Annotated in this window: 18 protein-coding genes and 1 riboswitch; of the genes, 11 read left to right on the top strand and 7 right to left on the bottom strand. The window is 32.4% G+C overall.

What is annotated here, in order from left to right:
• Window positions 1–265 precede the first annotated feature (265 nt).
• The 4 genes from FNB79_RS08375 (at window position 266) to FNB79_RS08360 (ending at window position 4,752) form a co-directional block, all read left to right on the top strand.
• A complete protein-coding gene (locus tag FNB79_RS08375) occupies window positions 266–634 on the top strand; it encodes a 6-phosphogluconate dehydrogenase (RefSeq protein ID WP_143380886.1) in 369 nt (122 codons plus the stop codon).
• Window positions 635–723: 89 nt separating this feature from the next.
• Complete coding sequence (locus FNB79_RS08370; protein WP_143380885.1) at window positions 724–1,119, top strand: hypothetical protein; 396 nt, start codon at window positions 724–726, stop codon at window positions 1,117–1,119.
• Between the two features lie 56 nt (window positions 1,120–1,175).
• A complete protein-coding gene (locus FNB79_RS08365; RefSeq protein ID WP_143380884.1) occupies window positions 1,176–3,431 on the top strand; it encodes an FUSC family protein in 2,256 nt (751 codons plus the stop codon).
• An 82-nt stretch (window positions 3,432–3,513) separates the two neighbouring features.
• Window positions 3,514–4,752, top strand: a complete 1,239-nt coding sequence (locus tag FNB79_RS08360) for a DEAD/DEAH box helicase (RefSeq protein WP_143380883.1) — start codon at window positions 3,514–3,516, stop codon at window positions 4,750–4,752.
• Window positions 4,753–4,829: 77 nt separating this feature from the next.
• On the opposite strand, the gene FNB79_RS08355 is transcribed toward FNB79_RS08360, so the two are convergent.
• Window positions 4,830–5,495 carry a M15 family metallopeptidase gene (locus FNB79_RS08355; protein ID WP_143380882.1) on the bottom strand — a complete coding sequence of 222 codons (666 nt, stop codon included), beginning with the start codon at window positions 5,493–5,495 and terminating at the stop codon, window positions 4,830–4,832.
• Between the two features lie 43 nt (window positions 5,496–5,538).
• Here FNB79_RS08355 and FNB79_RS08350 point away from each other — a divergent pair, with 43 nt between their 5' ends.
• The 4 genes from FNB79_RS08350 (at window position 5,539) to FNB79_RS08335 (ending at window position 9,083) form a co-directional block, all read left to right on the top strand.
• A complete protein-coding gene (locus tag FNB79_RS08350) occupies window positions 5,539–5,898 on the top strand; it encodes a DoxX family protein (RefSeq protein ID WP_143380881.1) in 360 nt (119 codons plus the stop codon).
• Window positions 5,899–5,900: 2 nt separating this feature from the next.
• A complete protein-coding gene (locus tag FNB79_RS08345; RefSeq protein ID WP_143380880.1) occupies window positions 5,901–6,497 on the top strand; it encodes an alpha-ketoglutarate-dependent dioxygenase AlkB family protein in 597 nt (198 codons plus the stop codon).
• Window positions 6,498–7,075: 578 nt separating this feature from the next.
• A complete protein-coding gene (locus tag FNB79_RS08340; RefSeq protein ID WP_143380879.1) occupies window positions 7,076–8,341 on the top strand; it encodes a DUF819 family protein in 1,266 nt (421 codons plus the stop codon).
• A gap of 49 nt (window positions 8,342–8,390) precedes the next feature.
• A complete protein-coding gene (locus FNB79_RS08335; protein WP_143380878.1) occupies window positions 8,391–9,083 on the top strand; it encodes a DUF4369 domain-containing protein in 693 nt (230 codons plus the stop codon).
• 80 nt (window positions 9,084–9,163) lie between these two features.
• On the opposite strand, the gene FNB79_RS08330 is transcribed toward FNB79_RS08335, so the two are convergent.
• Together FNB79_RS08330 and FNB79_RS08325 are read right to left on the bottom strand one after the other, a co-directional pair.
• Complete coding sequence (locus tag FNB79_RS08330; RefSeq protein ID WP_143380877.1) at window positions 9,164–9,871, bottom strand: LrgB family protein; 708 nt, start codon at window positions 9,869–9,871, stop codon at window positions 9,164–9,166.
• 9 nt (window positions 9,872–9,880) lie between these two features.
• Window positions 9,881–10,243, bottom strand: a complete 363-nt coding sequence (locus FNB79_RS08325) for a CidA/LrgA family protein (RefSeq protein ID WP_221932594.1) — start codon at window positions 10,241–10,243, stop codon at window positions 9,881–9,883.
• A gap of 372 nt (window positions 10,244–10,615) precedes the next feature.
• Here FNB79_RS08325 and FNB79_RS08320 point away from each other — a divergent pair, with 372 nt between their 5' ends.
• On the top strand, window positions 10,616–10,993 hold the full coding sequence (locus tag FNB79_RS08320) for a PH domain-containing protein (RefSeq protein WP_143380875.1): 378 nt from the start codon (window positions 10,616–10,618) through the stop codon (window positions 10,991–10,993).
• A 64-nt stretch (window positions 10,994–11,057) separates the two neighbouring features.
• Here the strand turns inward: FNB79_RS08320 and FNB79_RS08315 are convergent, their stop codons facing one another.
• The 4 genes from FNB79_RS08315 to FNB79_RS08300 form a co-directional block, all read right to left on the bottom strand.
• Complete coding sequence (locus FNB79_RS08315; RefSeq protein WP_143380874.1) at window positions 11,058–12,188, bottom strand: cell surface protein; 1,131 nt, start codon at window positions 12,186–12,188, stop codon at window positions 11,058–11,060.
• Window positions 12,189–12,206: 18 nt separating this feature from the next.
• Complete coding sequence (locus FNB79_RS08310) at window positions 12,207–13,343, bottom strand: YncE family protein (RefSeq protein ID WP_143380873.1); 1,137 nt, start codon at window positions 13,341–13,343, stop codon at window positions 12,207–12,209.
• A gap of 17 nt (window positions 13,344–13,360) precedes the next feature.
• Window positions 13,361–15,370, bottom strand: coding sequence for a TonB-dependent receptor plug domain-containing protein (locus FNB79_RS08305; RefSeq protein WP_143380872.1), 2,010 nt, complete (start codon window positions 15,368–15,370; stop codon window positions 13,361–13,363).
• Window positions 15,371–15,476: 106 nt separating this feature from the next.
• Window positions 15,477–15,661: riboswitch (cobalamin riboswitch) on the bottom strand.
• 219 nt (window positions 15,662–15,880) lie between these two features.
• Window positions 15,881–16,921: a WD40/YVTN/BNR-like repeat-containing protein gene (locus tag FNB79_RS08300; RefSeq protein WP_143380871.1), complete on the bottom strand. Its 1,041-nt coding sequence runs from the start codon at window positions 16,919–16,921 to the stop codon at window positions 15,881–15,883.
• A 62-nt stretch (window positions 16,922–16,983) separates the two neighbouring features.
• On the opposite strand from FNB79_RS08300, the gene FNB79_RS08295 reads away from it, so the two are divergent.
• Window positions 16,984–18,195 (top strand): RsmB/NOP family class I SAM-dependent RNA methyltransferase, encoded by a 1,212-nt coding sequence (locus tag FNB79_RS08295; RefSeq protein WP_143380870.1) that lies wholly within the window; start codon window positions 16,984–16,986, stop codon window positions 18,193–18,195.
• A gap of 115 nt (window positions 18,196–18,310) precedes the next feature.
• Window positions 18,311–20,548: an endonuclease gene (locus tag FNB79_RS08290; RefSeq protein WP_143380869.1), complete on the top strand. Its 2,238-nt coding sequence runs from the start codon at window positions 18,311–18,313 to the stop codon at window positions 20,546–20,548.
• The last annotated feature ends 77 nt before the right edge of the window (window positions 20,549–20,625 follow it).

Genomic DNA, 20,625 nt, shown 5'->3' with positions numbered 1-20,625 from the left:
AGCTTTTTTTTCTTAAATGTTTATCATAAATCTCCTTTCTATTATTAATATGACAGAATGTGATGTTTTTCAATAAAAATTTAACTCTAATTATTTTAAACACATAACTCTAGATATACTTATGGTTTGTTCTTACATTACACAAAAAGATACTATTTACAGATTTTCAGAATAGAATTATCAATAAATCAATCTTCATAAAATTAAAATATGTTGTATAAAAAAAATATAGTAGTTTTACCGTATTATACCTTAGATTTAATCGATGAAAAAAACTCTATTTTTAGTCTTATTAGGATTAGCTATTATCGCCTCTGCTTATATGGCTTTTATATATTACGTTCCTTACAGTACAGGTACACGTGCAGGCGAACTTATAAAAATTAGCCAAAAAGGGGTCTTGTTTAAAACTTGGGAAGGAGAAATTAGTCAGGGTATTAGTGGCGCACAAATTTTTTCTTTTTCTGTACTTGATGACGACAAAGAAGTTATTGAGAAATTAAATGATTTACAAGGGCAATATGTAAAACTAAAATACACAGAACGTTACAGAACGTTTTTTATCTGGGGAGATAGTAAGCATTTTGTTACTGAAGTCGTGCCTGAAAAATCACCTCATATTGATAAACGCTAGCTCAATAAGACCTAACATACAGCTTTAAATTTATTTAGGAAGTCGCCTTCATTTTTCGTAACTTTAAAACAATCAGATTTTTAAAAGTTATGAAAACAACTATTGATAGATTAAACCTTCATACACAAGACGAAATTCTGGTTTTAAACGAGCCAGAAGATTTTTCTACACTCACTAATTGTTTAGACTGTACTGTTATAGGTTCGCTTCTAAAAACCTCTAGCGTGTCTTGCGCAGTGTTATTTGTAACCTCTAAGCAAGAATTATTTAATCAAATGATTACGCTTTTTCCAAAACTAACAGACGATTCTATTTTATGGATTGCTTACCCTAGACAAACCTCAAAATCTCTGATTTTAGAGTTATATAATCATGAAGCGTGGGAAGAAATTAAAGATTATAGCTTACAACCTGTCCGTAAAATTGAACTTTCTGAAGATTGGAATGCACTTAGATTTAGAAAGATTGAATACGTAAAAAAGTAATATAATTATACCTAAATAAAATTTTTGTAAGTTATCTTTACTCATGAAATGCACACATGGTTAAAGACTATTTAAAATCAATCGAATTATTCTTTAAGGGATCTAATTTTTACAGAGGTCTTCTTTTAACATGCTCTATTTTAATACCCTTAATTTTATTTTACTTAATAGGTATTTTTGCATATGCTCCTTCTGTTGCCATAGGTGTATTTTTAAATGCTCCGAGCGATATACCTGGTAGTTTAAGACGCAAAATAAATGGCATCTTACTTAGTGTAATAATTACAACATGTACAACCTGCATTATACTTTTTGCTAAGCCTTTTTTACCAATTTTAATACTATTACTTACAGTAATAACTCTATTTATTTCATTAATTTCTGCTTATGGTTTTAGAGGTTCTTTAATAGCATTTTCCGGACTATTAGCAATTGTTATTGCTTTAGGTGTTAAAAAGGACACCGCAACAGATATACTTATACATTCCGTATTAATAGCCTGTGGCGGATTATGGTACTTATTATTCTCTTTATTTTCTCATTGGATTATTCCCAAAAAAGATGAAGATCAAGTCATCTCTCAAACCTTACTTTTAACAGGTAAATATTTAAAAGTTAGAGCAAAACTTATTACCAAGAAATCAAAACGAATAGCGCTTCAAAACGAATTGTTTTCGCTTCAAACACAAATTAGTGAAAAACATGAAACCTTAAGAGAAATGCTGCTTACAGAACGTAAGCGTTCCGGACGTTCTCATTTTGATGAAAAACGCTTATTAATATTTATTTCTTTAGTAGATATTTTTGAGTTAGCACTAGCAAACAATCTAGATTACACTAAAATTAATACACACTTTAGCGAACGTAAACAACACTTAAAACCTTTTAAGAATTTTAATTTTGTTATGGGTAACCATCTTATCACGCTTTCTGAATTGGTGATTAAGGGCGGAAGAATCCCTACAAAAAACAAATTATTAAAAGCGTTAAATAAAGCATCTAAAGGCATTAAACATTATGTAGATGATGTGCAACTTCCTAAAGCTCGAGAAGGTGCAATGATGTTGCATAATTTATATGATTATCAGAAAAAATTATTATACGAAATCCGCGCAATTAGACGGGTTATGGCCAATGTAAATAATGCTTCACATTTAAAATTAAAAGATACAGAAGCGGCTCAATTTATTACGTCTCAGGAATATTCTCCTACAATATTTTTTGAAAATATTAGTTTAAAATCGCCTATTTTTAGACACACATTACGTTTAACCATATCTATTCTTGTCGCGTTTTTACTTGGGCAATTTTTTGAAATTAGAAATGCATATTGGATTATTTTAACAATAATAGTGATTATGCGTCCAAATTATGGTCTAACTAAAGAACGTACAAAAAACAGGATTTTAGGGACTTTAATTGGAGCGTTGTTTGCTATTGTAATTATTATGCTCACTACCAATCCTATTATTTATGCCATTTTAGCAGCTATATCTTTAATGTTTGGATTTGCTTTAATTCAGCAAAATTATAGAGTTGGAGCAACTTTTATTACCACCTATATAATATTTGTGTACGCTTTATTGGATCCCAATGCCATGACAGTAGTAAAATTTAGAGTTATAGATACACTTATTGGTGCTTTAATTTCGTTTTGTGCAACTTATTTTTTATGGCCTAATTGGGAGTATAAAAACTTAGATGATGTCATTGAATCTGTAATAAAGAATAACACCATTTATTTAGTCGCTACAAAAAACTTATATCACAGTAAAAACACAGATAATATAAATTATAAGGTTCCACGAAAGGAAGCTTTTTTAGCTGTTGCAAACTTAAATGCAGCTTTTCAACGAATGACACAAGATCCAAAATCTAAACAAATAGAATTAGATTTAATTTATAATATTGTAACCCTAAACCATACATTTTTAGCTGCAATTGCATCTTTGGGCAGTTTTATTCAAAATCATGATACACGAGATGCTTCCAAACAATTCGATATGTTTATAAACCATATTAAAACAAATTTAGACTATACACTGGCCTTACTTACTAAGCAAACACCACAACCTTTAACCAACAATACCAATATCTCTGAAGCAGAAGATATCTTACTTTATAATTTCCAGAAGCTCTCAAAAAAACGCAATAAAGAAATTGAAGCTGGCAAAACCGTAATAGATAAAGCCTTACTAAACGATTTACAAGAAGCTTATTTAGTTTACAACCAACTGCTTTGGTTAAAAGGACTATCGGAAAACTTGAAGAAATCGACCGAAAAATATGTCAAAATTTTTAATCACATTTAAAGTGTTTTAAGGTAAAAACAGTAAAGTCTCAATTTCTCTACGCTTTTACACTATCTTTGCTTTAAATTTATGTACTACAACTATGTCGTTTAAAGACTTACACCTAAACAGACCGCTTTTACGTGCTATTGCAGAATCGGGCTATAACGCCCCTACATTGGTTCAAGAAAAAACAATCCCTTTTGTTTTAGAAGGCCGTGATGTAATTGCATCTGCACAGACCGGAACTGGAAAAACAGCTGCTTTTGCTTTACCAATTCTTCAATTATTATTTGATAATCAAGATGCTCCCAAACGCGGCAAAAAAATTAAAGCTCTTATTGTAAGTCCTACTCGAGAATTAGCAATACAAATCGAAGATAATTTTAAAAAGTATAGTACCTATACCAATTTAAGAAGTACGGTAATCTTTGGAGGGACTTCTATTGAACCTCAAATAGATATTTTAAAAAAAGGAATTGACATTTTAATTGCAACTCCTGGCCGTTTACTGGATTTACATAAACAAGATATAGTTAACTTAGACTTTGTAGAAACCTTAGTACTTGATGAAGCCGATTTAATGTTGGATATGGGATTTATAGACGATGTTAAAAAAATTGAACGCTTATGCCCTACAGAGAAACAAGTTTTATTATTTTCGGCAACCATGCCTTTTAAAGTAGAACAATTAGCGAATACTATTTTAAAAAATCCAGAACGTATAGAGGTTTCGCCTACGTCTTCAGCTGCAAAAAGCATATCACAGTTATTATTTTATGTTCCTAAACCTAAAAAAATAGAATTGTGTTTACACTTACTTAGAAATACCATTACAGGTAATATGTTAATTTTTAGACGCACAAAATTTGGTGTAGATAAATTAGAAAAAACGCTCGTTAGAAATGGCTACAAAGTTGAGAGTTTTCATGGCGATAAAACACAAAGCGACAGACAAACTGCATTAAATAATTTTAAAAATGGTGATTCTAATATTTTAATTGCTACAGATGTTGCTGCGCGTGGTATAGATATAGATCATCTAGATGCAGTAATTAATTTCGATATTCCAAACATTCCTGAAACTTACGTTCACCGTATAGGGCGTACAGGACGAGCAGGAAATACAGGTATGTCTTATTCGTTTTGTTCTGCTGACGAAAAAGCTTACATTAAAACAATTCAGCAACTGATACAAAAAGAAATTTTAGTAGAAGACAATCATCCTTATCCATTAGACCCAAAGGCAAAACCAGAAGTGCATAAAAAACAAGGCGGGAGCAAGCATAAAAAAGGCAGGAAATCTGAAGCTTCAAAAAAGAAGAAGAAACGCTGGTATTAAATTAAATAAGATTTAGCCTTATAGTATACATTAAGCTTTTTAAAATTATATAAAAACATTTTTAACGTCGAGTACATTTATTCTACAGGAAAATTGAAATATTGATTTTTAAAAGGCTCTTCTCTTAATGTAAAGTGCCACCATTCTTTACTATAACTTCTAAATCCATGCTTTTGCATAACACGCTGTAATAGCATTCTGTTTTCTTTTTGTTTAGCTGTTAAATTAGAATATGCCACCCAAGACGGTTCGCCAAAAAAGTCGAATGGCGAACCCATATCTAGATTTTCACCTGTCAATGTATTTACAATAGTTAAATCTACTGTACTCCCACTACTGTGTCTAGATTTTGAAGCGATATATCCATCTCTAAACAAATAGCGTTTATCGACATTGGGGTAAAAATCAGGTTTCATTAAAGTATCATTTACGTTTTTGGCCCATGCTATAAAATGATTAACTGCTTCTTGTGGGCGATACGAATCAAATATTTTAAGCGACAAATTTTTAGGTTCTAATTCTTTTTGTACCGCTAGTAAAGCGTCGGCCGTTTCTTTAGTAGCAATACAAACCGCCTCATGATATCCATAAATAGGCATTCCCACAAAATTATAATCCGTACAATAGCGCATGTCTAGCACTATATTGGGCACAATATCCTTAACATAAACAAATCCTTTTGGCAACTGCGCAGACGCCATTGTGCTAATAAGAAAACCGATAAAGGCAATTTTAAATTTCATAACATACATATTAAAGGCTAATTTAGATAAAATTATTTTTCTTATGTTGTATCCTTGGCATTTATATCTAATGGCAGCTTTTTATATTATTGCTGGAATTTTACACTTTGTAAAGCCAAAAACCTATTTAAGAATTATGCCAAACTATCTCCCTAAGCCTAAACTACTTGTGGCTATAAGTGGTATTTTTGAAATTGTTTTAGGCATTTCTATCTGTATTCCTGTTTTAAAACAAGCAGCGATTTATGGCATCATTGCTATGCTACTTGTATTTTTATTGGTACATGTTTATATGTTAAAGAATGAAAAAACAGCTGCAGGCATTCCTAAATGGATATTAATATTACGACTACCAATGCAGTTTGTATTAATGTATTGGGCATATCTGTATTTAAAAGTATAACTATGTTATTTGAAGACGAAAAGATTATTTTAAAAATGGAAGATGCAGATGTTACGTATTATCCTGCGTTTTTCTCTAAAACTGAAGCCGATCAATTATATCTAGAACTTTTAAATACCATTACTTGGCAACTAGACAATATTACACTATTTGGAAAAACAGTACCACAGCCACGGCTTACCGCTTTATACGCCAATAATAATAAACCTTATGGTTATTCTGGCATACAGATGACGCCACATGTATTTATAGATCCTCTTTTACAAATTAAAAATAAAATAGAAACAAAAATTCAACATTCGTTTACAACTTGTTTATGTAATTTATACCGTAATGGGCAAGACAGTAATGGCTGGCATGCAGATAATGAAAAAGAATTGGGTAGTCAACCCGTAATTGCATCAGTCTCTTTTGGCTCAGAACGAATTTTCCATTTTAAACATAAACACGATGGCCGTTTAAAACAAAAATTAATTTTAAATCATGGTAGTTTACTACTTATGAAAGGCGGCACGCAAGACTATTGGTTACACCAACTTCCAAAAACTAAAAAACAAATTGGAAACCGGATTAATCTCACGTACAGAACTATTTATTAAATAAAAAAACCAAGGTCCCTCAACCTTGGTTTTTCAGTATTTGCATCTTTATAATGAAGTTAGATTTGGGAAAAACGTATCAACAACATAATGCAAATTTTAATTAATTAATCCTTACTAAATATTCTAGTACATTCAAATGTAAAATTAAAATTGAAAAACACAGACAAACAACTTAAAATATCGACTAAATACATGTTTTTTTAACATTATTATGAGCTAAAAACAAAAAACTATAAAAGTGCTTTTTAAAGTGTATTATTAAATTATGTCTAATTAAATTTAATTAGACCTCTCAAAATCAATTTATAAAGCAAACCATATTTAACAAAAAAAGCATCTCGTATAATTAAATCTATAGCAAAATTTTAAAACAAAAAAAGCATCCTCGAGGGATGCTTTTTCACTAACTAACCAACCAATATGAAAAATTATTACTCTTAATATTAAAGTAACCACACTCTAATATTCTTCATCATAATAATTGATATAAAAAAAGCAATCATCGTGCCAAACTTTAAAACCAACCCTTTTTTTTAATGCTCAAATTTGCTATTTTGCAACTTTAACAATTCTTTATGGAAAACACACCTCTATTTACTAATGATGCTATTGTATTTGGAATTTTAATGCTATCATTAGGCTTTGTATTTTATACAGAAGCTAAAACTTCAAAATTCTGGATTACTTTTTACAAATACATTCCTGGTTTATTAATGTGCTACTTAATTCCTGCCATTTTTAATTCTTTAGGTATTATTTCAGCAGATATTTCTCAGACCTATTTTATTGCCAGCCGATACCTGTTACCAGCAGCTTTAGTATTAATGACTATTAGTATAGACCTAAAAGCTATTTTTAATTTAGGTTGGAAAGCTTTAATTATGTTCTTTACAGGAACCTTAGGTATTATAATAGGCGGACCTATTGCCATATTAATAATTTCTACATTTTCTCCCGAAACTGTTGGAGGTGCTGGGTTTGATGCCGTATGGCGCGGATTATCTACCCTTGCAGGGAGTTGGATTGGTGGAGGTCCAAATCAAGCAGCCATGTTAGAAATTTATCAATTTAATCAAGAGTTGTATGGCGGTATGGTATTAATAGACATAGTGGTAGCCAATATTTGGATGGCGTTAATATTATTAGGAATTGGAAAACGAAAAAATATTGACAATTGGTTAAAAGCCGATAATACAGCTATTAATGAATTACAGAAAAGAGTTCAAACTTTTAGTGAAAAAACAACTAAAATACCAACTTTAACAGACATTATGCTGATTCTTACTTTCGCATTTGTATCTGTAGGATGTGCTCATTTTGGATCTGAATTAATTTCAACCTTCTTAACTTCTAACTTTGAAGCTGTAAGCGATCCAAGAAGCCCATTATCATCTTTTGGCAGTAGTTTCTTTTGGCTCATTACACTTGCTACAATTTTTGGTATATTATTATCCTTTACTAAGGCTAAGGCTTACGAAGGCGCAGGAGCAAGTAAAATTGGCAGTGTATTTATATACATTTTGGTTGCAACCATTGGAATGAAAATGGATTTAACAAAATTATTCGAAAACCCAGGTCTCATACTAATTGGTATTGTGTGGATGTTTATACATGCTGTATTACTAATAGTAGTCGCTAAACTTATAAAAGCTCCTTACTTTTTCTTGGCAGTTGGAAGTCAAGCTAATGTAGGTGGTGCAGCCTCGGCTCCTGTTGTAGCAGCTGCTTTTCATCCATCTTTAGCCACTGTGGGTGCCCTTTTAGCAGTGTTTGGTTATGTGGTAGGAACTTATGGCGCAATTCTGTGTACAGAGCTCATGAAAATCGTAGCTACTAACTAGTATTTAACAAATAATTATAAGATATTTGCCCTCCAAAATTCAATCATAAATGAAAAAACTAACTATTCTATTCCTTTTATTAATCGTTGTCGCTTGTGGTAAAGATCAAGGAAATTTAACTGTAAAAACACATGTAAAGGGTTTAAAAAAGGGAACTGTTTATCTTCAAAAAATTGAAGATTCACTTTTGGTCTCTTTAGATTCTATACACATTAACGGAAATGAAAATTTTGAATTACACGGACAAGTAGATTCCCCAGAAATATTTTATTTGGTTTTAAATAAACACGATAAATCTTATGAGCATTTGCCGTTTTTTGCAGAAGCAGGAGTTATAGATATTAAAACAACACTGAAACACTTTGTCACAGATGCAACAATTTCAGGATCTAAAAACCAAGCTTTATTAGATGAATACAACGTATTTAATTCTAGACTTAAAAATGCACGTTTAGATTTAATAAAAGAAAATTTTGAAGCAAATAAAGCTAAAGATTCTATTAAATTAGATAGTATAAGTAAAGCAGACGCAGGATTAATTAAACGTAAGTATTTATTTACTGTAAATTATGCTATTAACCACAAAGATGCAGAAGTTGCTCCGTATTTAGCTTTATCTGAAATTTATGATGCAAATGTTAAGTGGTTAGACACTATAAACACCTCTCTTACTCCTGAAGTAAAAGCATCTACTTACGGAAAACAATTACAAACATATATTGAAGATCTTAAGAAAAAATAATTTAAATACTATTTTACTAAAAAGCGACACCCATTGGTGTCGCTTTTTTTATATCATTGTTGCTCGTAAAATTTATTCCTTTAAAATTCTATCCATAGACTTAAAAACGAAATAATGTAAGGAGCTAATAAAGCCGTTAATACACCATTAATAATAAGTCCAATACTAGATAAAGCTCCAAAATTACCACTAATTTCCATTGATTTAGAAGCGCCTAAAACGTGAGCCGCAGTACCCATAGAAATACCTTGAGCGATAGAACTTTTTATTCGCGAAATTTTCATGATTTCGTAACCAAAAATAGATCCTAATATACCAAATAAAATAACAACAGATGCTGTTAGAGGCGGTATACCTCCTAAGGTTTTAGAGACTTCCATTGCAATAGGTGTCGTTACCGATTTTGGGGCAATAGAAAAAATAATTTCTTTTGGTGCTCCCATAAATTTAGCAATTAAAACCACCGAAACTACTCCCGCAATACACCCCACTAATTGAGATATTATTATTGGAATGGCTTGTTTTTTTATTTTACCCAATTGCTGATATAAAGGTACACCTAATGCAACAATGGCAGGTTTCAATAAAAACTCTATCATACGACTTCCCGCTTTATAAGACTCAAAATCTATTTTAAATACTGTTAAAAACCCAATAATTAAAATTATAGCAATTAGAACAGGATTAAGAAAAAGCATTTTTGTTTTACGTTGAATACTTTGTGCTAAAAAATATGCAATAAACGTTAAGGTGAGAATAAAAATTTCTGAATGTAGTATAGTAGTCATACACCAAGTTTAAGACGTCTTGTTTTTTTTAAATGTATTTTTGTGCTTCATAAACAATTGGTGTGTCCACCCTGTACAGGCAAATACAATTATGGTTCCGAAAGTAGACGCTATTATTATAGGCCAAAATGAAGCCTGAATAAGATCCAAGTATAACATTATTGCCACTCCAGGAGGCACAAAAAAGAAGGCCATGTTTTTAGTTAAAAAATTACTTAACCCTTTAACCCAATCTAATTTAACCCATCCCATTTCTAAAGACACCGTTAAAAGCAGCATACCTATGATACTGGAAGGCATTTTAATTCCGGTGAGATATACTACAAATTCACCAAATAGTAAACACCCCATTATTATAACTACTTGTTTCATGATATTTAATATTTAATTTTCATGAATATACACAACGTTAAAGTAGTATTTTAAGACTTATAACTAAAGATATATTCAATATAAAACAATTACTATTGGCAATTATTTTAACACTCAAAAATACCGATTTCTAGACTAAAAAAGAGTATTTTACTACGGTTTTATCTTGTTTTATAAGTCCTTCAGGAATTGATTTAAATTTTAATCATATTCATTTTTAAAGGCTTTTAATTTTATTTTTATTCTAAATTTTATAAAAAATTTGGCTGTAATACTAGGTTAAAATGTATAGTTTAACCCTTATAAAAATATATTTTGAAGGATACTTAGATTATAAGACCATCTATAAATTTTAAAACAGAACATTAAACTATGGGAATATTCAATAAAATATTAGGAAATGCTTCAGAAGTTTCTCCAGAACAATTAAATGCCAAATACGGGAGACTACTCGTAGAAGGTGAACATGTAGAGTTAGGATTTAAACTTTTACGAGACACATTTATGTTTACCAATAAGCGATTAATTTTAATAGACGTTCAAGGTTTAACAGGTAGTAAACAGGAATATAAATCTATGCCTTATAAGAGCATTTCTAGATTTTCTTTAGAAACTGCTGGGACATTTGATTTAGATGCCGAATTAAAAATCTGGATTTCTAGTGAAAACTTGCCGTCTGTAAGTAAAAAGTTTAACAAAAGTATAAATGTGTACGAAGTACAAAAATATTTGGCTCAGAAGGTCATGTAGACTTAAAATTAAAACAGGCATTCCAAATTAATTTGGAATGCCTGTTTTATAATTTCAGTTTTTATTATTCTAACAAACTTAAATCTGCTACTCCTTTTACTTCTGTGGATAATTCACCTAGCCATCCTAAATCGGCTTGCACACCAGTTTGAATTTTTACAAAGTCAATTCCGCTTAACGATACAGTATTTCCTGCGTCATCAATTGCATCCGAAATATCTATTGCATCTCCTCCACTTGTATTGTCTGCATAACCATATTCAAATGCTAAACTTTTCACAAAAGAAGGATTACTTAAATCTACATTTTCATCAGATAATAGTGTTCCAGAAACGGTGTAAGAATCTGCTGTAATCCATGCTGGATAATAGCCTTGTGTTCGAAATGAATTCTTTTTCACAACTCCTGTAGCCCCTTCGCTATCTTCCCAAAACACATCATCATCATCATCTGTTGCTGGCTTAAAATAGGTAACACTATAATTACGACTTGTGCCGTCTAAATCGTGTCCACTTCCTTTAATTTCATACCAAGTATCATCAGCAACACCATTAGCATTTTCATCTTGCATAACCCAAATAATTCCTGGCTCTGCAGCACTTGAAAAAGCATTACCATACACAATAAAATCTGTAGCATCTGCAGTATTTAAAATGGTATGATCAAACCCTAATGTTATAGAACCTCCCCAAGCTCCTAAACTAACTAAACCGCTACTGCCTCCTACAACAGTCGCTGCTCCTCTATCATTTCCTAAATCTGTATTAATGTATTGTCCTGGAGCAGGGACATAATCTATTATTTCTGATACATAAGCCGTACTTGAAGAAGTCGTTGGGCGTATGTAAGCCTCTACAGTTATATTATAATTAAAGGTATAATCTCCACTCTCATTATAGGCATGGTAACTTAACGCGTACGCCCCTGAAGTTTCTGGAGTAAAATTGTAAGACGTTTCAGAAGACACTAAGCTATCACCTATAGTCCAAGCTGTAATATATTCATCGTCGTTTAAATTAAAAGCTTCAAAAGACTTGGTTTCACCCATGGTCATTTCAACATTTTGTTCTGCAACAGATAATTCTATTTCTGGTGCTAAAATAGGATCATCGTCAGACGAGCATGATAAACACAAAGCCGTACAGCCAATTAAAAATGCAATTTTGTTTGTTGTAAAATAATTTAAATTTTTCATTTTCTACTTCTATATTAATTATTCTGGTTGATATACAAATTGAATTTTGGATGGAATATCTCCGGTGACTACTTTCCACTTAAACTCTCCTTCTGAGTCAAAACAATACAAATCTCCAGGCGACACATAATCTTTTGCATCGGTGATATAAATATCTTCTGTCTCTGGATTTATGGCTATTCCATATGGAATCTGAATTAAATCTGAATTACCTTCGGCAAGAAAAGACCCCTCTAAAATGGTTTCGGTTGTGGTATCTAGCGTATTGTAAGAAATCACATTTTCACCTGTAAAATAATTAAAGGCTGTGCTAAAAATATAAGCGATATCATTATAAATAGTAAGATTGCTAACAGCCAAATCAAACTCTGTTTTTACAGTGTCTGTAGCTGTATCTACAACATATAATTTTGAAGGAGTTTCAAAATAATCACCACGAGACGACACATATAAATCGCCTTCACTATCAATTTTTAAACGGTGTAAATTAATAGCAACTTCAATACGATTTATTTCTGTAAAACTTTCAATATCTATTACCGAAATAGTAGATTCGTAATCTGGCGGACTATAACCTCCAGAATTAGCTACATAAATTTTATTATTATAAGCTACTAATTCTTCTGGCTGGCGGCCAACATCTACTTTACGGGTAACGCTTAAACTCGTTGTATCTATTTCGTGTACTTGTCCTTGCGTGGCACTATAATCGCCAATTTCTCCCAAGTAAGTACTTAAATAGGCTTTCCCGTTATAAAACGTGATATACCTACAATTATTTACATCTATTTGTTTAAGTTTTTCGCCCGTTGCCACATCTAAAACTTCAACTTTATTTGAAGCATTTATAACCACGTACATTTTAGATCCATAAATTCCGATATCATTACCAACATCTCCCAATCCTCCTACTTCTAAAGGATTCGCTGCAGCAAAACGATCGTGGGTATACTCGCCAGTTTCAAAATCCATATAATCTAAAGATGCTTTATTCATAGACATATTACCTTCATTTAAAACATAAAACCCTTTTAAAACATTCTCCGTATCGGGTTCTGTAGGTTGTTGTGTGTCATCGTCTGTTGTAATTGGATCGTCTGATCGACAAGACAAAAAGAATAAAAGCGACGCTAAAATGAGTACTTGTTTTTTCATAAGTATGGTTTAAAAATTTAAAGTTTAAAATTGAGTGTGAGTCTGTAAGAACGTCCAGGCATAGGGAAGTTTTTTATTACAGCATACTGCTGATCTAAAAGATTATTTACTTCTACCCCTAACATCACTTTAGTATTTAACACACCTAACGTATAATTTGCAGACAAGTCGTGTGTATACCAAGGCTCTAAATAATTAGAATTTATATTGGCTTTTTGGCTGTAACGCCCTCCAGTGTAAATAAAACTATAGTTAAGTTTAAAAGCTTTATAAGTAGCCATGGCCGTTGCACTTCCGCTATGTAAAGGGATATACGGAATCTGATCGCCATTTGTGTTACTATTAGGTGTGACATCTATGGCTTCTTGATACGTATAATTTAGAGTAGTAGTAATATTAAATTGATGTGATAATTTTATTGCAGATTTAAATCCTAGCTCGACACCTGTAGTTTCAACCTCATCTAAATTTAGCATGGTCCATCGAAACAGATTTGTCCCTGGTACTGCTACTATTTTATCGGTTATCCAGATTTTATAGACATCGGCTTGAAATTCAAAAAACGATTTTTGTTTAGAGTGTTGAAATGAAAACCCTAAATTAATCTGTTCTGAATATTCTGGATCTAAATAAGTATTTCCAACAAATGTGTAATACAAATCGTTAAATGTGGGCATTCTAAAAATCTTTTTATAAAAAGCTCTAAGTCTAAAATCCGAAGTTTTAAAGGGTTGTACGTTTACCATAAAAGATGGAGTAAACGCTTCAAAATCATCGGCAGAGTCATAAGCTTCGACAGTTTCGTTAACAGTTGTACTTAATACACTTAATTGCACATTAAACCGTTTAAAATACAGGTTACTTGCAAATGCATTTAGCATAGAAAAACGTTTAGGGTAGGCAAAACGATAAAGATTGGCATCGAGTGTACTTTCTTCAAAATCTGATGCTAAAGAGACGTTCCAAAAAGGTTTTAGTTTAACGGTATTTACGACTGAAGTATAATATGTTTTCTGAAAATATTTATTATCTAAAATCCCATCTAGAGATACAATTTCAGGGTCTAAATATCGGGTATGATCACTGGCATACTTAGCCCGAATTATATAAGAATAAGCTTCACTTACATGTTGTTTAAATTCGCCTTGTATAAAATTACTTTGGTCCCAAAGACGTTGTGGTCTACTAAAAACATTTGCCACAATAGCGCCAGGCAAACCACGTTCGGAATCAAAATGATAGTATTTAACATGCCAACTACTGTTGTGTGATGGTTTACCATATAAAGCCGCTTCTACACGATAAGATTTAATGTCGGCATTTTTCCGAATTGCAGTAGTGTCGTAACTACCGTTGGTATATTGAAACTTATATTCGCCATCTGCAGACACCATTTCTGCATTTAATCGTGCAGATATTTTATCATTTAGTTTATAATCTAAACCAAGAGAGGGGTTCATTAGCCCAAAAGAACCTGTTTTTACAGTGGCTTCGGCTTCATAATTTTTATGTAAAGAAAATGTTGGTGCTTTCGATTTTAAATAAATGCTATTAGCAGAAGCATACCCCTTTGCCGATTGCTCTAAATCTGTACGTTGTCCCTGGTAGAGACTAACTTGTTCCATATTATTCAAGGAATATTTACCCAAATCTACTTGTCCGTTTTGAGCATTCCCTAACCGCACACCATCATAAAATACAGCGGTGTGCTGCGACCCCATACTTCTAATATTAACTGTTTTTAAACCGCCAACTCCGCCATAATCCTTAAGCTGTACGCCACTAAAAAAACGTATAGCATCTGCTACACTTAAACTATTTAACTGGGTTAATGTTTCACTATTTAAAGTTTGTACAGGAACCGGAGATATATGTGTTAGGTGTTGCGTAGTGTTGTACTTTAATACAACTTCTTTTAAAGTTGTTGTAGATACGGAATCTAAATCTTGACACAAGGCAGTACTAGGCAGTACCATAAGTAAACACCCTATACAAACTTTATAATAAAACGTTTTAAACAAACTCACCTCTTATAATTTTATGCAAACGAGGTGAGTGCCATAGCAAAACTATGGTACTCTTATTGAGTAGAATGGTAAGATTCTAATCCCAGCTTTTATCCCCGAAAGCTATATGAATTACTAGAAAATGGCAGGTATTCTGACTTACTCCCTCCACCCGGCCTTCCCATTCTTAATAAACAGTGGCCATATTTTAGGCTTCGGTATTGAGCTTACAGCTGCGGGACAGTTTCGGATTTTCACCGAATTCCCTTTTAATGTTGTGAAAACACAACAACCATTTTCCCTCTATACTTTATATAAGGCGCAAATTTAATGAAATATTTAAATCCTAAATCATTTGAATTTACACCTCATAGCATTAAAATTATTTTTAAACTAATTTTATATCTCTTTTTATATCAAGAACATATTAGATAAAAAACGAGTCAAAAATATAGGGTCTTTGTATTATAATTAATGATTTATATCATATTTATCTATTAGAAATCACATTAAATACATGTGTGTAAATGTTTATTCTGTAAATACTAATTTAGAAATACGTCCTTTTCCAGCAGCGTATGCCGTAGAATCGTTTACAAATCGGATAGTGTAAAAAGCTTCATCGCTAATAGGTGTCCAAGTTAAACCTCCGTCATTTGAAATAGCTATGCCTTTAAAACTAACAGCAACTAAACTTTTGGCATCTTGATTTGGAATGTATTGTACACAACTTTTGTAACCAGGCTCTTCTCCATTAGCTACTAATTGCCAAGTCGTACCACCGTCACTAGTTTTCATTTTATTATTAGTGTTTATATCTGGTTTTGTATAATCACCACCAATTGCAAAACCATTAAACTCATCATAAAAATCAATAGAGTAAATGCCTTGTGTAACTTCAGAGTTTTTCATAGGTGTATCTATAGCGACCCAAGACACGCCCTTATTTGCAGTAAAATATATGATACCATTGTTAGTAGCAATCCAAGCTTTATCACCTAAGACTTTTATATTAGTATTGCTAGCAGCAAAAGCGCCTTCACCTTCAATTGCTCTAGGAAGCTGTTCACAAGATAGTTTATTCCAAGTTTCCCCTCCATCTCTAGTAATAATAATTGATAAGCATCCATTTACACTATCGCCTACCGCTATACCTTCTTTGTCATTCCAAAACGTCATGGCATCATAAAAAACGTCTTCGCCTTCTTCTTTGTAAACTAGTTTCATAGAGCCATCGTCTCCTGTTTTATATAACAAAGCTGGGCTCTCAATACTCAACATAAAAAAATCGTTAGTGGTATGTGCAACTGCTCTAAAATGCAAAGGGATAGTGTCGTAAATTTGAGTCCCAGTAGCCCATTGTTGTTTTTTTGGAAAATACAATCCATAAGCACCATTATTAGCCGCAAACGCCAATGTACCGTCCCCCATTAATTCTATGGCACGCACACTTATAGAGTCGTTATAAATATCTTGTACGGACACAGATGTATACGTTTTAAGCGTTTTTTTAACCTCTTGATTACAAGAAGTCATGAAAATAAAAAGTAAAAGGCTCGTTATTAGTCTCATTTATTAAAATTTTAGCTAAAAATAATTAATTAAACTTACCTTTGTTGCCTTAAATACACAAAATGCGATTACATAGAAATTTATGCTTTGCGGTAGTAGACGGATTAATGCAAATTTTTAACGATGGAATTTATGCCGACAAAGTTGTTCAACAATTATTAAAACGCGATAAACGCTGGGGAAGTCGTGACCGGGCTTTTGTTGCCGAAACCACTTACGATATTGTACGTTGGAAACGCTTATATGCTGAAATAGCAGAAATTAAAGAACCCTACGACAGAGATAACATTTGGAGAATGTTTGCTGTTTGGGCAACCTTAAAAGGGATTAAATTACCAGATTGGAAATATTTTGAAAACACGCCTACACGAAAAATTAAAGGCCGTTTTGATGAACTTTCAAAAATTAGAAAATTTAAAGAATCTATTCCGGATTGGATGGATGAAATAGGTGCTAAAGAATTAGGAGAAGCTCTTTGGACTAAAGAAATTGCGGCTTTAAACCAACAAGCAGATGTAGTTTTAAGAACTAATACTTTAAAAATTACAAAAGAGAAATTACAAGCAGAATTGTTTGATAATGATATTGAAACAGAATTTATTAAAGGCTATCCTAATGCACTTAAATTAGTAGAACGTGCTAACGTGTTTACAACCGAAGCTTTTAAAAAAGGATATTTTGAAGTTCAAGACGCTTCTTCTCAATTAGTTGCAGAATATTTAGAAGTACAACCAGGTATGCGTGTTATTGATACTTGTGCTGGAGCTGGAGGAAAAACGTTACACTTGGCTTCTTTAATGGAAAATAAAGGACAAATTATTGCTTTAGATATCTATGCACAAAAACTTTATGAATTAAAACGCCGTGCAAAACGTGATGGGGCTCATAATATTGAACCACGCCATATCGAATCATCTAAAGTTATTAAAAAACTATACGACAAAGCAGACCGTGTGTTAATTGATGCACCGTGTTCTGGATTAGGTGTGTTACGAAGAAATCCTGATGCTAAATGGAAATTACAACCGGAATTTTTAGATAAAATAAGAGCTACGCAACAAGAAATTATTCAAAAATATTCTAGAATGGTTAAATCTGGCGGACAAATGGTATATGCAACTTGCTCTATTTTACCTTCGGAGAATAGACAACAAGTTGACATTTTCTTAACATCTGAATTTGGAAAAGACTTTACATTTGTTCGTGACGAAAATATTTACGCTCATAAAACGGGATACGATGGATTTTATATGGCGTTACTAAAGAAAAAGTAACAACATTTTAATATCACCTCTTAAAAAGCTAGTAAAGATTTTTTCTCTACTAGCTTTTTTTATTTTCGTAAATTGAGCAATAAATCTAAATCAATTAAACTTAAAACACTTCTCTATGAAACACTTTTACATTTCGTTTTTATTACTTTTTACAACATTATTGGGCTATGCTCAATTAACACCTCCTGATGATTTACAAGCGTATTATAATACGGTTAACTTTACTAAAACAGGATTAGAACTTAAAGCAGATTTAAGTGCTGTAACGACTGCAAAACACGTTAAATATTTATCGTATACTCCAGAAGTTTGGGAAGCACTAAAAGTTACAGATTTAGATCCTACAAATTCAGACAATGTCCTTTTAGTATATGGCTACGATGATACTGATGGTAGCACCTCTACAGACAGAAGTAGATCTAAAAACAATAATGGAGGAAGTACTGGGCAATGGAATCGTGAACACATCTATCCAAAATCTTTAGGAACTCCTAATTTAGGAGAATCTGGTCCTGGCTCTGATGCTTTAATGTTACGCCCTAGCGATATTGCAAGAAATTCTGACCGCGGAAACTTAAAGTTTGCAGATGGAACAGGAACCTCTTTTCAAACTACAGATGGATGGTATCCAGGAGACGAATGGAAAGGTGATTGTGCACGTATTATTATGTATATGTATATAAGATACGGCGAACAATGTTTACCATCAAACGTTGGTTTTGGTAGTTCTGCAAATACTCCAGACGAGATGATTGATTTATTCTTAGAATGGAACGTAGAAGATCCAGTATCTGATTTTGAAAAACAAAGAAACGCATACCACGGAGACACAAGTAATACATATGCCCAAGGAAACAGAAATCCTTTTATAGACAATCCTTATTTAGCTACTGCTATCTGGGGAGGAGATGCTGCACAAAATTTATGGGATGGAAACACTGCTGAAGAAGATACTGAAGCACCAACAATGCCTACAGATTTAGCATATAGCGATGTTACTGAAACTAGCGCTACATTAACATGGACTGCCGCTACAGACAATGTGGCCGTAGCTTCTTACAATATCTTTATGGATGGTACATTCTTAACTAAAGCTTATACCAATTCAATTACTATTTCTGATTTAACAGCAGAAACTACTTATGCGTTTTCTGTTTCTACAGAAGATGCAGCAGGAAACACATCTGCTACTACTGCAGCAATAACATTAACGACTTCTGAAGCTATTGTTTATGAATACTGTACTTCTGAAAGTTTTGAAAATATAACCGGTAATATTAATACTTACTACGATGAAGTATCGTGGACTGGAGATAATGGATTAGAATGGACAGCTACAGATGCACGTATAGATCAAACCATAGATAACTCTAAAGCAATATGTGTTAGAGATGGTGTATTATCTGCAACAGAAACTTCTGGTGGTATTAGAGCCTTAACTGTTACAACTTTACGTGTGTTTAGTGGTGGATCTGGAACATTCGATTTAGTTGTTAATGGTACTGTTGTTGGACAAATTCCATATTCTGAATATGAAGAAACAACCACTATTGAAAATATTAATATTGCAGGCGATGTTACTATTGTGTTTAATAACAAAGCTACAAGTTCAGACCGCGTTGTAATAGATAATCTTGCTTGGACATGTTACGAAAACACAAACTCTGATTACTGTACAGAAGAATCATTTACAAATCTAACGTCTACTCAAGATATAAATGACAGTCAATATGCAGATAGAACATGGACCGGAGATAATGGTTTAGAATGGTCTGCAACAGGAGCAAGAATAGATTTAAGCAACAACTCAAGTAAAGTTATCACGATTAGAAACGGTGTTTTAACAGCACCAGAAACTTCTGGTGGTATTGGTTCATTAACCGTAACAACTCTACGTACTTTTAGTGGTGGTTCTGGAACATTTGATTTGGTTGTTAATGGTAGCGTAGTAGGACAAATTCCTTATGGCGAAGAAGAATTAACTACTACTTTAGAAGACATTAATGTTTCTGGTACAGTAGCTGTTGTTTTAAACAATATATCGTCTACTTCAGATCGCGTCATGATTGATGATTTAAAATGGACTTGCTACGATGCTGCTTTAAGTATTGAAGAAGATACCTTATCAAACATTAAAGTATATCCTAACCCAATGAATTCTACTTTAAACATAGCTTTACCAAATGGTAACGCTACCCAAATTAGCATCTACAATATGTTAGGAAAACGTGTTATTTCTAAAACCATACAGGCTAACACTAGTATTGATACTAAAAACTTACAATCGGGTGTTTATATTTTAAGAATGACACAAGACAACGCAACAATTACTAAGAAGTTAATTAAAAACTAATATTCTTATTTTTAATCAAAACAATTTATAAAGCGACCTATTTAGGTCGCTTTTTTCATGGGTAAAAAGCTGTAAGT

The organism is Formosa sediminum, assembly GCF_007197735.1.
GTDB lineage: Bacteria > Bacteroidota > Bacteroidia > Flavobacteriales > Flavobacteriaceae > Formosa > Formosa sediminum.
This window is presented reverse-complemented; position numbering and strand designations above follow the sequence as displayed.

Bases quoted from the DNA above. Each gene is read 5' to 3' on its own strand.
- FNB79_RS08320 (WP_143380875.1), top strand. From the start codon at position 10,616: ATGGGAATATTCAATAAAATATTAGGAAATGCTTCAGAAGTTTCTCCA.
- FNB79_RS08345 (WP_143380880.1), top strand. From the start codon at position 5,901: ATGTTATTTGAAGACGAAAAGATTATTTTAAAAATGGAAGATGCAGAT.
- FNB79_RS08360 (WP_143380883.1), top strand. From the start codon at position 3,514: ATGTCGTTTAAAGACTTACACCTAAACAGACCGCTTTTACGTGCTATT.
- FNB79_RS08290 (WP_143380869.1), top strand. From the start codon at position 18,311: ATGAAACACTTTTACATTTCGTTTTTATTACTTTTTACAACATTATTG.
- FNB79_RS08375 (WP_143380886.1), top strand. From the start codon at position 266: ATGAAAAAAACTCTATTTTTAGTCTTATTAGGATTAGCTATTATCGCC.
- FNB79_RS08355 (WP_143380882.1), bottom strand. From the start codon at position 5,495: ATGAAATTTAAAATTGCCTTTATCGGTTTTCTTATTAGCACAATGGCG.
- FNB79_RS08340 (WP_143380879.1), top strand. From the start codon at position 7,076: ATGGAAAACACACCTCTATTTACTAATGATGCTATTGTATTTGGAATT.
- FNB79_RS08335 (WP_143380878.1), top strand. From the start codon at position 8,391: ATGAAAAAACTAACTATTCTATTCCTTTTATTAATCGTTGTCGCTTGT.
- FNB79_RS08300 (WP_143380871.1), bottom strand. From the start codon at position 16,921: ATGAGACTAATAACGAGCCTTTTACTTTTTATTTTCATGACTTCTTGT.
- FNB79_RS08330 (WP_143380877.1), bottom strand. From the start codon at position 9,871: ATGACTACTATACTACATTCAGAAATTTTTATTCTCACCTTAACGTTT.
- FNB79_RS08365 (WP_143380884.1), top strand. From the start codon at position 1,176: ATGGTTAAAGACTATTTAAAATCAATCGAATTATTCTTTAAGGGATCT.
- FNB79_RS08325 (WP_221932594.1), bottom strand. From the start codon at position 10,243: ATGAAACAAGTAGTTATAATAATGGGGTGTTTACTATTTGGTGAATTT.
- FNB79_RS08310 (WP_143380873.1), bottom strand. From the start codon at position 13,343: ATGAAAAAACAAGTACTCATTTTAGCGTCGCTTTTATTCTTTTTGTCT.
- FNB79_RS08315 (WP_143380874.1), bottom strand. From the start codon at position 12,188: ATGAAAAATTTAAATTATTTTACAACAAACAAAATTGCATTTTTAATT.
- FNB79_RS08295 (WP_143380870.1), top strand. From the start codon at position 16,984: ATGCGATTACATAGAAATTTATGCTTTGCGGTAGTAGACGGATTAATG.
- FNB79_RS08350 (WP_143380881.1), top strand. From the start codon at position 5,539: ATGTTGTATCCTTGGCATTTATATCTAATGGCAGCTTTTTATATTATT.
- FNB79_RS08370 (WP_143380885.1), top strand. From the start codon at position 724: ATGAAAACAACTATTGATAGATTAAACCTTCATACACAAGACGAAATT.